Source organism: Sphingobacterium sp. BN32, from assembly GCF_030503615.1.
Classification (GTDB): domain Bacteria; phylum Bacteroidota; class Bacteroidia; order Sphingobacteriales; family Sphingobacteriaceae; genus Sphingobacterium.
This window is the reverse complement of record NZ_CP129963.1, coordinates 876,930-889,671: the sequence shown is the minus strand read 5'-3', so window position 1 is coordinate 889,671 and position 12,742 is coordinate 876,930. Positions and strand designations below refer to the sequence as shown.

Genomic DNA, 12,742 nt, shown 5'->3' with positions numbered 1-12,742 from the left:
CGAAACTGTCACCTTTGAACCATCAAATTATTTAAGGAATGGAAATATTAGGATTTATAGCAGCGATAGGTATCGGATTGGTATTGGGGTTGATTGGCGCCGGTGGTAGTATCTTAACTGTCCCGGTTATGGTATATCTGTTTGCCATCGATCCTTATTTGGCAACAACCTACTCCCTATTTATCGTCGGAGTTAGCAGCTTGGCAGGTATTATACCATATACTTTGAAAAAACAAGTGGACTTTAGAACGTCTATATTCTTCGGAATCCCTTCCATTCTCGGCGTTTTTATCGCGAGGCGTTATTTACATCCTATTATACCGAATGATATTATCGAAATTAATGGCTGGATGCTAAATAAAGACATGCTCCTGATGTTACTTTTTGCAGTTCTGATGGTTTTCGCTGCCATCAATATGATTTGGAAAAAAGAAAAATCAGACCACATCGATCCAACAAATAATCGAATCGGAAAAGTCATCTTTCAAGGCTTATTGATTGGACTATTAGTAGGACTCGTTGGCGCCGGCGGCGGATTTTTAATTATACCTGCATTAATTATCTTCCATAAATTATCGGTAAAGACTGCCATCGGTTCTTCCCTATTGATCATTGCACTGAACTCACTTTTTGGTTTCGTCAGCAGCAACAATATAGAGGAGATACACTGGCCGCTATTGCTCGAAATAACAGCAATCGCACTTGGCGGCATGCTGCTCGGAAGTTGGATCAGCCAAAAGGTCGACGGTGCTAAGCTTAAACCCTTCTTCGGTTACTTTGTCCTGTTCATGGCAATGATGATACTTTTTCAGGAGTTGAAATAGCCCCATCGTATTCACCGAATAAAATGTGTAATTCACCGAATTTTATACTCTTTTGACCTATTCCTATTTATACATATTAAGAAGTTCACGTACTTTTGAGTAACAAATTAAACAAGTAAGGTAAATAATTGTTAATCAAATAAAAAGAAGAGATATGTCAATCAAAGAAACATTCACTATTACAGGTGAGAACTTATTAAAAAGAGTTAAAGAATTAATTGCAGAAGGTAATGTTACAAAGATCAGCATTTCCGACAAGTCAGGAAAAGAAATCATGAGCTTCCCTGTGACTCTAGGCGTTATCGGTGTGGTATTAGCACCTATATTCGCTGCCGTAGGTGCACTAGCAGCATTACTAACGGAGTGTAAAATCACAGTAGAACGTTCGGAGAAACCAACAGAAGCTGAAAAAGAAGCTGCCCCCGAGCAGCATGAAGGTCCAAGAGACATTGAAGTACATTAATAAACTAAAAGGAGATGCAAAATGCATCTCCTTTTAGTTTATAGTAGTTAGTACTTAGTACTTAGTATTTAGACCTATGGCGGGAATAGATATGAGATTTTAGATATCAGATATTAGACCCGATCCTGCCAATCCTTTTATCCTTCCTTTCCTGGTAGTTAGTACGACCTATGGTCTTACACCTAGATGTTAGATATGAGATTTTAGATATCAGACATTAGAAATTAGACCCGATCCTGCCAATCCGTTTATCCTTCCTTTCCTGGTTCAAAGACAAATCTCACAACTAAAATCTCACATCTATTCCCGCCATAGGTCTTAATACTAAGTACTAACTACTAACTACTATTTCTATAAGACAACTACAACTCAAACCCCTTTCAAACCCAATGTAAACCCAATACAAACCCCAATCATAACCGTTCGGAAAGGGCTATGATTTGGGTTTGATTAGGGTGTGCATTTCGTTACATCAGAATCGCATCTCGTACTTCTACCTTCGTCCAGTATTTTTTGTAGATTTCGATTGCGGCGAGGTGCTCCGGATGGGTCTCGTACACATTTATTTCGTCCATATTGTTGAAGGTAACCAAGAGGAGATAAGAAAAGGAATTGTCGACAACAGGGCGTGGGGTTGTCGGGGCGGGCTTGCCATACTTTAATTCTTTGATACCTTCAATCTTCGCGAGCGTCGCAAAGAAATTCAGGAAATCCTTTTCCTCTTCCGCTGTGATGCCTTCTTTCAGCCAAAAATACACCGAGTGTACAATCGTTTCTTTTGATAGAGATGTATCCATATTTGTATGATTAGTTTTAGGTTCTGCACAGCTGTTCAAAACGGATGTTGCTGCCGCACCCACGAGGAGGCTTCCGATAAATGTTTTCCTTTGCATATTAGGTTATGTTTAGATTGATGTTATAAACAATAAATATACTAATTAACTAGAATATTCTACCGGCGGATTGATTAGCAATATTTTAGCACATATTACTTCGCAAAAGCTATATTTGTAAGGATATTAGGGCTATTTAATTGTCGTAAAACAAACAAAATCCCTTTTATTATGTTAATACTAGGTATAAAAAGATAATCACAAAACAAGAGAACTCCAGCTTTGAATAAATTCGGCCGTATTGCAATCAAAACTTTCTTATGGATAATTGGTTCCATCATCGCTTTGCTATTACTGGTTATTTTCCTCGTCAGGTTACCCGCTGTACAAAACTATATTGTTGGCAAGGTCACGAACTACTTGGAAAATAAGATCGGTACGCAGGTAGATATCGGCCATATTAATATTACCTTTCCTAAAAAACTAGTCTTAGAAAATGTTTTTTTTGCAGATCAGTCTAAGGATACATTGATCGCCGGCGAGCAGCTGCTCGTGGATATCAACATGTTCAAATTACTGAAGAACACGGTAGAGATTGAAGAGCTTGAGTTGAAAGGGATTACCGCGAAAATCAATCGTAAACTACCAGACAGCACCTTCAACTTCAGTTATATCGTCGGAGCTTTTGCGACGGAAAAAGAAAGTACAGCAACAGCGGATTCCACATCCGCATTAACTTTCGATATCGATAAGGTACTGTTTGAACGGATTAAATTTGTATACAAAGATGATGTGATTGGCACATCAGCCGATCTTTATCTTAACCATTTCGATACTCGCATTAAAACATTTGACCTCACCAAGAATATGACATTCAACATGCCGAAGATCAATATCGACGGTTTGCAGGCGAGGATTAAGCAATGGCAGGTTGTTTCGGAAGAGGAAGCTCCAGATGCCTCCGACTTTGGGATCAATGACCCCAGTGTGGAAGCAACTTCGCTTTTGCCAAATCTGGCGACGGAAGTACTTGGCCTGAAGAATATTTATATACAGTACGATGACGAGGCATCGAACATCAACACCAAGTTTACCATCAAAGAACTGATCGCGAACGTAGATCAGATTGATCTAAACAAAGAGTTGGTCAAACTGAAAGAGGTAAAATTAACAGACTCCGAATCAGAGGTATTTCTTGGGAAATCGGCTCCGAAACCAGAATCTAATAGTGCTGACAGCAGTTCTGTCAACTGGATTGTATCAGTTGACAAAATTGGCATCGCCAGAACAAACGTTTGGTTTAGAGATGATAACCAACCGAGAATGAAGGGACTGGATTACTTTAACTTGAAGTTGACCGACCTTGCCGGTGCGATGGATAATGTCTACTATTCTGCTGATTCCATTTCCGGAAATTTAGCAAATCTTGCTGTAAAGGATCATTCAGGATTTGAACTAAGGCAATTGAAAGGTGATTTCGTTTATACAAACACCGGGGCAATCGTTAAAGATTTCTTGATCGAAACACCGAATTCCATCATCCGAGATAACATCAAAGTCTCTTACCCTTCATTAGCGGCTGTTTCGGAAAACCCGAGCAATGTTACTATTGAAGCGACCCTGAAGAAGACGCAAATCGATATGCGCGATATCCGCTATTTGGCTCCTGACCTCGAGAAAGAGGAAACCATGAAGCCTTTGATGAACAAGAAATTCTATATCGATGGAAAAGTATTAGGCAAACTGAACGATTTGAGAATTCCAAAAGTCGAATTTAAAACCTTGAATAACACGCATCTTATCGCCTCAGCGCATATCAAAGGACTTCCCGATATGAACAAGATGTATCTGGATCTGGATATACGGAAATTGACGACTAGCCGTGCCGACCTGAACCGACTGATTGCCCCTTCCCTATTGCCCGACAGTATACAATTGCCGAGGAATATTAGTTTGGTTGGTACGTTCAAAGGTGGAATGCGTGGCTTTGACACTGATTTAAAGTTAGTTACAGAACAGGGAAATGCTACAGTCAATGGAACCCTGAACATGGGTAGAGATACGACTTACAATGCTTTTGTATCGGTAGATAATTTCAATTTGGGTGAGTTCTTAAAGCAAGATTCCGTTTTAGGTTATATTGCTGCCCAGGCGCAGGTGAAGGGAACTGGCTTGAATCCTAAGACGATGATTGCTGATGCGACCGGAACCTTAAAGCGTTTCGATGCAATGGGCTATGGATACCGGGATATTGATTTTGACTTTACCGCAAATCGCGGGGATATATCGGCTAATTTACACAGTCCTGACCCGAACGTTCAACTAAATGCGAGCATTCAGGCAAATATGCAAGGCCAATATCCTAGGCTTTACGCCGAGATGATGATCGATAGCATCAACCTCAAGAACCTGAAGTTGATGGATGAAAACCTACGTTATCACGGAAAAATCATCGCCGACTTCGAGACATTTGACTTAGATCATTTAAATGGTTCCTTACAGATCGCCAATTCGTCTATCGCCTATAATGATGATCGCTATGTGTTGGATACCGTAGCGTTAACCGCTCAGGCTGATACGGGTAGAAATATTCTGATTTTAAGTTCCGAGTTCTTGAATGCGCATCTTGCTGGTAAGTATAAGTTGACGGAGTTAGGCGCATCGGTCCAGGATATCATCAGAACCTATTACAATCCTTCCAATAATCAAACTCCGCTTGTCTACTCGCCACAGCAATTTGAATTTAGTGCTCGCTTGAACAATGCGCGGATTATCCGAGAATTTTTCCCGGCATTAGAGGAGTTACAAGATGTAACCTTAGACGGAACATTTAATAGCGAGGATAAAGCCTTGATGGCAAAACTGCTCGCTCCTAAAGTGATGTACGATGGTACGGAGGTGGAGAATATCGGTATGGATATTATTACCGTCGACAGCACAATGTACTATAATGCCTTGATTGAACATATCAAAGTTAGTGGTGTAGAGTTGCGCAATACGGTACTGAGTGGGAATGTCGTAGAAAACAATGTTGACCTAGGTCTTTGGATAAAAGATAAAGAAGATAAAGAACAGTACCATTTGGGTGCTAATATGTCGGTGGATGCCAATAATTACAATTTCTCGTTAAAAGAAGACGGCTTGATGCTGAACTATGAGAAATGGGGCATCAATCCGAACAACTTATTGACCTTCGGAAGCGCAGGCATTCGAGCGAATAATTTCCATCTTTCTAAAGATGGTCAGGAGATGATTATTCAATCGAAAGACTCGACACTGAATTCCCCTATCGATTTAACCTTTAATAACTTCCGTATTGAAACCATTACGCGGATGTTGAATTCGGAAAACCTGACATTAGGCGGTGGGATCAACGGTACAGCAACGGTTTCACGGTTGGAAGCAAATCCTGTTTTCGTATCCGACTTGAATATTGAAAAGTTCTTCTTCGGAAAAGATACGATTGGTAATGTGATGCTGAAGGTAAATAACATCAAAGAGAACACTTACTCCGCGGACGTTCGAATTACGGAGAATGGAAATGATGTTCAATTGATTGCTGATGTCATCATCCCTGCGGAAGGCGATATGCAAATCGATGCCACCTTGGATCTTAAACCAATGACCATCAAAACGATTGAAGCCTTCAGTATGGGGCAGCTTAAGGGATCACAAGGCGACTTGTCAGGAACTTTGAAAATAACCGGTACGACGGCTGCACCGCGAATAAATGGTGATTTGACCTTCAACGACGCGATTATTAATGCCTCGATGTTGAACTCTAACATGAAGATTGATAATCAGAAGATTTACTTTAACGATCAGGGCATTACTTTCCGTCAATTTAACTTAGTAGATTCGAGAAACAATGTTGCTCGTTTGAATGGATCGATCAGAACATCCACTTATACGGACTTTGTGTTTAATTTGAACCTGACAACCGATGATTTCGAAGTCATGAATTCGACGCGTGAAGACAACGATATGTTTTTCGGAAAAATGTACATCACATCGAATCTGCGTATCACTGGAGACTTAAATAAGCCTAGGATCGACGGTAATGTGAAGGCTAATGATCGTACGGATTTTAACTTTATCGTACCGAATGACGATCCTGGAGTAACGCAGCGTGATGGAGTGGTTAAGTTCGTGGATAAGAGCGACACGGCCCGTGCTAACGTATTTGCTAAGCTGGACTCCATGACGACGGCAACTACCCTATCGGGCTATGACATTGCATTGAACTTAAGTACCGATCCGGACGCTAAGTTCAAAATTATCCTCGATGAAGGAACACAGGATGCATTGAATATTCAAGGTATCGCTGAGATCAATACCACTATTGATGCCAACGATAAGATTACAATGTCTGGAACTTTCACGGTAGAAGATGGTAATTATACTTTTTCATTCGGCCCGATATCGAAAGACTTTAGGTTCCAGAAAGGTAGTACCATCACATGGAATGGCGATCCACTTGATGCCCGACTGAATATCACAGCCCTTTATTCTGGCAAATTCGCGACATTAGAGCTAGTTCAAAATCAAATTGGCGCAGAGAGTCAGAATCTTTATAAACAACGTATTCCTTTTAACGTGAAGTTGATCTTGACGGGTGAATTGTTCAAGCCACAAATCAACTTTGATATCGATGTGGATGAAAATAATGCAGTAGCTTCACAAGATGTCATCAGCAAGGTAAATATTGCCTTAGCCAACATACGTGAAGATCCAGCAGAGCTTAACAAGCAGGTTTTCTCGCTGATTGCGCTAGGTCGCTTTATGTCTAGTAATCCATTTGAGAGTTTATCGGGAGGTGGCGCGGAATCATTAGCCAGAAGTACCGTGAGTTCTTTCTTAACGAGTCAATTGAATAATCTAGCATCCGATCTGATTAAAGGGGTGGAATTAGATTTCAACTTAAATTCGGAGGAAGACTACTTGACAGGGTCCGCGCAAACGCGTACGGATTTGAATGTCGGTATCTCGAAAATGTTATTTGATGATCGATTGAAGATTACGATTGGCTCAAACTTCGAGGTGGAAGGAAACTCTAGACCAGGAGAAAAAGCAACCAATATTGCGGGTGATATCTCTCTTGATTATCAGTTATCGAAAGACGGTCGCTATTTTGCGCGCGTGTATCGTAAGAATCAATATCAGGCTACCCTACAAGGGCAATTTGTTGAAACCGGTATCGGTTTTATCATCAACATGAGCTATGACAGATTTAGAGAATTGTTTATGAGCTCGAAAGCGATTGCGGCTTACAATACGGACAGCCGAGGATTTAGAAAACGATTTGACGTTGAACGTATGGATACGGATTCAGTTTATCGTGATAGTGTTCGTATGGTTATTCGCGATAGTTTAATGACGCACAGCCCTGAATACAGAAAACGCATCGAGCGCGAACAACAAGAGGAATTGAAAAAACAACAAGAACAAAAAGACAGCACGAGGAATTTGCCTGATACCAGCAAAGTAACCGAGCCGAAGAAAGCTGCGATAAAAAATGAAGAAGAGGAAGGGGAATCCAATGAGAAATAAACTAATATTACCTTGCTTTTTAGGGTTATTGCTTAGCAGTTGTAACCCCACTAAATATGTTGCAGAGAACGAAAAGCTGTATAAGGAAGGTGATGTAGTCATTCATCATGACTCTATTTCAGATGAGCGCCGAGAAGGGTTTGAAACCTTTTTAGAATCGTCGCTTATGCCGAAACCGAATAAGAAGTTTGCTGGCATTTACTTCAAATTAGGGATGTGGAATATGGGCGGTGGTCCGGATTCGACAAATAACTTTGTGCGCAAATGGTTAAAGCGCAACGGTGAAGAACCGGTATTGTTAAGCGATGTCAATCGTGAATACAATCAGAACCTCCTACGTGGTAAGATGGAGAACCTCGGTTTCTTTCAAGCACGCGTTACCTCGGATACTTTGATCGATGGCAAATTTGCTACGGTTCGATACGATGCCTTTCCTGGTAAAATTTATCGGATTAATAAGACAGAGTTTGATATTGACAGTACAACACAAATTGGGCGTTCCATTCATGACTCGAAAGACCAGACTTTTTTAAAACCCGGGAATAATTACAACTTAGATGTTATCCTAGCAGAGCGAGAACGTATTGATAATGATCTTAAGCACAAAGGCTATTACTACTTTAGCGACGACAATTTCTTAGTGGAAGTGGATAGTACCATAGGGAATAATAAAGTGGATATGTTCATGACGATCAAACCGGAGACGCCTGAAAAGGCGAAGACACCGCAAAAGATTGGCAATATCTATATCTTTCCTAATTACCGGGAAACAACAGGTTCAAACAGACGACGTATTCCTCGCGGCACAGAAAAATACGATGGTAAGTATTACATCATCGATCGTGAGAATCGCTTTCGTAAGAAGGTATTGGCAAATCACATCTTTTTGGAGCCCGGAAAATTATATAATCGTTGGGAGCATCAACAAACAATCAACCACTTGGTTAACTTAAATGCATTTAAGTTTGTGAAGAACGATTTTGTTGATAGTCCGGACTCAACCAATACGCTCGACGTTTATTATTATCTGACACCAATGCAGCGAAGAGCTCTGCGCTTAGAATTGATTGCAAAGACTGCTGCAGTATATAATGGTACGGAAGCCAATATCAATTGGACCTTTAAAAATGCTTTCAAAGGTTTTGAAACGGTGACACTTTCCGTTTTCGGTGGATATGAAACGCAAACCGGTGGTAATGTTAATTTGAATTCCAGCTATATCCGCTACGGTACTGAGGTTTCAATTAACTGGCCAAGATTACTTTCACCCTACAAATGGGCACCAGGACGACGATATATCCCTAGAACCTTCTTAAAGGTTGGATATGAATTCCTGAACAGAAGAACGGCCTATACATTAAATTCTTTTACGACGAACTTCGGATATGCATGGAAGGAGAACGAACAGAAAGAACATAATTTAACGCTTGCAGAGATTATCTATGTACAGCCTCGCGGGATCTCCGATGAATATAGGGCGCAAATGGATACTGTTCCTACCCTACGCCACATCGTTGATCCACAATTCTCATTCGGTCCTAACTATACCTATACCTTCACCAATACCATGGAGGATAAAAAGCACACTTTCTATGCGAAAGCCGGCTTAAATACGTCAGGGAATATATTGGGGTTAATACAAGGGGCAGACTACAAAGAAGGCAATATCAAAGAATTATTCGGAACGGCGTATTCACAATTTGTGAAGGCAGAGGCTGACTTACGTCATTATATGAAGCTTTCGGCATCTTCCCAATTAGCATCCCGCATTATGATTGGAACAAGTTACTCTTATGGTAACTCCCGTTCCCTACCTTATCTGAAACAATATTATACGGGTGGTCCTAATGGTTTACGTGCGTTTAGAGCACGTTCAGTAGGTCCAGGATCGTCCCTTCCCGAAAATATCGGAGAGGACAATTTCTTCGCTGATCAAACGGGAGACTTAAAGCTGGAGTTAAATACAGAATACCGTTCAAAAATTGCAGGGATGTTCCATTGGGCGGCCTTTGTCGATGCCGGAAATGTGTGGTTACAGCGTGAGGATGAGAACAAACCGGGCGGTAAATTCAGTAAAGCATTTTTATCGGAGCTTGCTGTTGGTGGCGGTGTCGGATTGCGGGTAGATTTAGATTTCTTAGTTATACGGACAGATTTTGCGATTCCGTTCCGTGTTCCATATCGCGATAAAGGGGACCGTTGGGTGTTCAAGTATATCGATATACGTGAGCGTGATTGGCGCCGGGATAACTTAGTATTCAACCTGGCGATCGGCTATCCATTCTAGTGGAAAGAATCACCAATCAAGTTGTGACATAGCGCATTATTCGAAATTTTAAGGGGATTTTACAAGTGATTCACGATAAAATTTATTACATTTAAGGGTAAATACAAACCCCAATACTATGAAAATAACCGTTGTTGGTGCAGGCGCAGTTGGCGCAACGACCGCAGACAATCTGGTAAGACGCAATGTAGCAGAAGAAATTGTGCTGCTTGATATTAAAGAAGGCTTCGCAGAAGGTAAAGCACAAGATATGATGCAAACCGCTGCTTTATTAGGCTTCGAATCGCATATCAAAGGTGTTACGAATGATTATCAAGCGACGGCAGGCTCCGCTGTAGCCGTTATTACTTCCGGAATTCCTCGTAAACCTGGTATGACGCGTGAAGAGCTTATCGGAACGAATGCAGGAATCGTTAAATCGGTCGTGGAAAACCTGATTAAACACTCTCCAGAAATCATTATCCTCATTGTTTCCAATCCGATGGATACTATGACCTATCTAGCATTGAAAACGAGTGGCCTTCCAAAGAATCGAATCATTGGAATGGGTGGTGCATTAGACTCGGCACGTTTCAAATATCAAATCAGTGATAAATTAAATGCTTCGGCGAATGATTTAAACGCAATTGTGATCGGTGGCCATGGCGATACAACGATGATCCCATTAATTAAACATGCTACATGGAACAGCGTAAAAGTTTCATCCTTTTTAACAGAGGAAGAAGAGGCCGAGATCGTTAAGAAAACTATGGTCGGTGGGGCTACATTGACGGCATTGATCGGTACATCAGCCTGGTATGCACCAGGTGCAGCGGCAGCTTCGATGGTAGAAAGCATTGTAAAAAATCAAAATAAACTGTTCACAGCGTCCGTTTTCTTGGAAGGTGAATTTGGACAGGAAGATATTAATATTGGAGTACCAGTAATCATTAATAACAAAGGCTGGGACAGAATAGTCCCTATGGAACTTTCTGAAAAGGAACAAGAACTGTTTAATGCTTCCGCCGACGCAGTTCGAAAAATGAATGATGTTCTTTACGATGAGGGTATTTTAAAGAAATAAGAAACAGACATATAACCTATACTTTACATGTATAAAATCCCATTTGAAGTCATCGGCCTACAAGCCGATGGCTTTCATATTATAACCCAAATGACGATCTACGATAAGACATTTAAGATTGTTATCGACACGGGTGCTTCAAAGACTGTATTGGACAAACAAACGCTATTAAGTTCGGGCTTAGCTGAAGATAATTTTCAAAACACGGACATTCTATCTACTGGATTAGGCACCAATACCATGGAAAGCTTTATGCTTAGTATTCCGGAAATGAAACTTCATAATTGGTCGGTGAGGAATTTCACAGTTGCCGTTCTGGATTTGAGCTCAATCAATTATGCTTATACGCAAATTGGAATAGATCCTGTAATAGGTGTTTTGGGAGGAGATATTTTAAAAGCCTATGGAGCAATTATCGATTATAAGAAAAATGAGCTCCGGCTAAATCAACGGAAATTAGCTTTAAACAAGCGTCGTTGAATATGAAGTCTTAGGTAAATATAGAAACCAACAGATATCAGCACCCCGCATGCACCCATAATGTAGAGGGTGTTTTTTATGCCGACAATCTCTGCTATTGCTCCTGTTAATAAACTACCAATAGGGAATATTCCCTGGAAAGCCATCACATAATAGGACATCGCCCGAGCACGATAGGCAGGCATTGCGTGGGTCTGAATATAGGTATTAATCGACGAGTTCTGCATCATCATAGCAAAAGAAACGCCCATGGTGAAGAACAATGCTGCCGGTAGATACTGCGCATATGCCAGTAAAGCTAAGGAAATCCCCATCGCTAAAGCGGAGAAAAGAACCCTGTATCGAAGATTATCGCCAGATTTTAAGCGTGCCATATTAATTGCCCCGATCATCGCTCCTAATCCTGCAGCACTCTCAAACCAAGAAAAAGTACGTTCATCGCCATTAAATAGCTCCCGAGCAACGGCAGGTAATAAGGAAGTATAAGGGATGACTAACAGACTTGAAAAAGTTAAAATGATGATGAGGGACATAATGTGTGGCGAACGCTTCAGGTATTCAAAGCCATGCTTAAGCCCTTCAAAAGCACTTTCATTAGGAATTATGATGACCTTTTCCTGCACGTTCATCAGCATCAAACAGATGATAACAGGAATAAAACTGATGAAATTCAACGTAAAACAGGCCAATTCTCCGTACGTGGATAACAAAACGCCACCAATTGCAGGCCCTACCATGCGGGCGGCGTTAAATATTGAAGAATTCAATGCAATTGCATTCGGCAAGTCCTTCCTATCGTCGACCAGGGAAACGAGCAAGGATTGTCGTCCCAATACATCAAAAGCATTGATCACGCCTTGAATAAATCCTAAAATTGACAGATAAAGTACCGATTCGAGTTTCAAATAAACCAATAAGGCCAGCAATCCAGCTTGTATCATCAAGCCTATCTGTGTAATGAATACTAATCTGTATTTCTTATGTCGATCGACGAAGGCTCCGATAAATGGTGAGAGCACTAAAGAAGGTAATAAGGAGATAAAAGAGACGAACCCTAACCAGAAAACAGAGCCCGTTAATTGGTAGACCAACCAACTAATGGCGATGCGTTGCATCCAGGTCCCTAAAAGCGAGATCGCTTGACCAATGACGTGAAGTCTAAAGTTCGGATATGCTAATGATCTAAATAACTGCATGAATATCGGGTCGCCTATATAATGTAACCCAAAGCAACCTAAAGAG

At 40.9% G+C, this 12,742-nt stretch carries 8 protein-coding genes; 6 read left to right on the top strand and 2 right to left on the bottom strand.

The window, feature by feature from the left end:
• The first annotated feature begins 38 nt into the window (after positions 1–38).
• Complete coding sequence (locus QYC40_RS03785; protein WP_301992474.1) at positions 39–824, top strand: sulfite exporter TauE/SafE family protein; 786 nt, start codon at positions 39–41, stop codon at positions 822–824.
• A 154-nt stretch (positions 825–978) separates the two neighbouring features.
• Positions 979–1,287, top strand: coding sequence for a DUF4342 domain-containing protein (locus QYC40_RS03780; RefSeq protein ID WP_301992473.1), 309 nt, complete (start codon positions 979–981; stop codon positions 1,285–1,287).
• Between the two features lie 467 nt (positions 1,288–1,754).
• Here QYC40_RS03780 and QYC40_RS03775 read toward each other — a convergent pair whose 3' ends face one another.
• Positions 1,755–2,180: a Dabb family protein gene (locus QYC40_RS03775; RefSeq protein ID WP_301992472.1), complete on the bottom strand. Its 426-nt coding sequence runs from the start codon at positions 2,178–2,180 to the stop codon at positions 1,755–1,757.
• 222 nt (positions 2,181–2,402) lie between these two features.
• Between QYC40_RS03775 and QYC40_RS03770 the strand changes: the two genes are divergently transcribed.
• The 4 genes from QYC40_RS03770 (at position 2,403) to QYC40_RS03755 (ending at position 11,500) form a co-directional block, all read left to right on the top strand.
• Complete coding sequence (locus QYC40_RS03770) at positions 2,403–7,670, top strand: translocation/assembly module TamB (protein ID WP_301992471.1); 5,268 nt, start codon at positions 2,403–2,405, stop codon at positions 7,668–7,670.
• On the top strand, positions 7,636–9,957 hold the full coding sequence (locus QYC40_RS03765; RefSeq protein ID WP_301992470.1) for a BamA/TamA family outer membrane protein: 2,322 nt from the start codon (positions 7,636–7,638) through the stop codon (positions 9,955–9,957). Before QYC40_RS03770 ends, QYC40_RS03765 begins: the two co-directional genes overlap by 35 nt.
• A 118-nt stretch (positions 9,958–10,075) precedes the next feature.
• The gene (locus QYC40_RS03760) at positions 10,076–11,020 is read left to right on the top strand and encodes a malate dehydrogenase (protein ID WP_301992468.1); all 945 of its coding nucleotides are present in this window, start codon (positions 10,076–10,078) and stop codon (positions 11,018–11,020) included.
• Between the two features lie 27 nt (positions 11,021–11,047).
• Positions 11,048–11,500 (top strand): retropepsin-like aspartic protease, encoded by a 453-nt coding sequence (locus tag QYC40_RS03755; protein WP_301992467.1) that lies wholly within the window; start codon positions 11,048–11,050, stop codon positions 11,498–11,500.
• Here QYC40_RS03755 and QYC40_RS03750 read toward each other — a convergent pair.
• Positions 11,467–12,696: an MFS transporter gene (locus QYC40_RS03750; RefSeq protein ID WP_301992466.1), complete on the bottom strand. Its 1,230-nt coding sequence runs from the start codon at positions 12,694–12,696 to the stop codon at positions 11,467–11,469. The two genes, QYC40_RS03755 and QYC40_RS03750, sit on opposite strands and share 34 nt — an antisense overlap.
• Positions 12,697–12,742 lie beyond the last annotated feature (46 nt).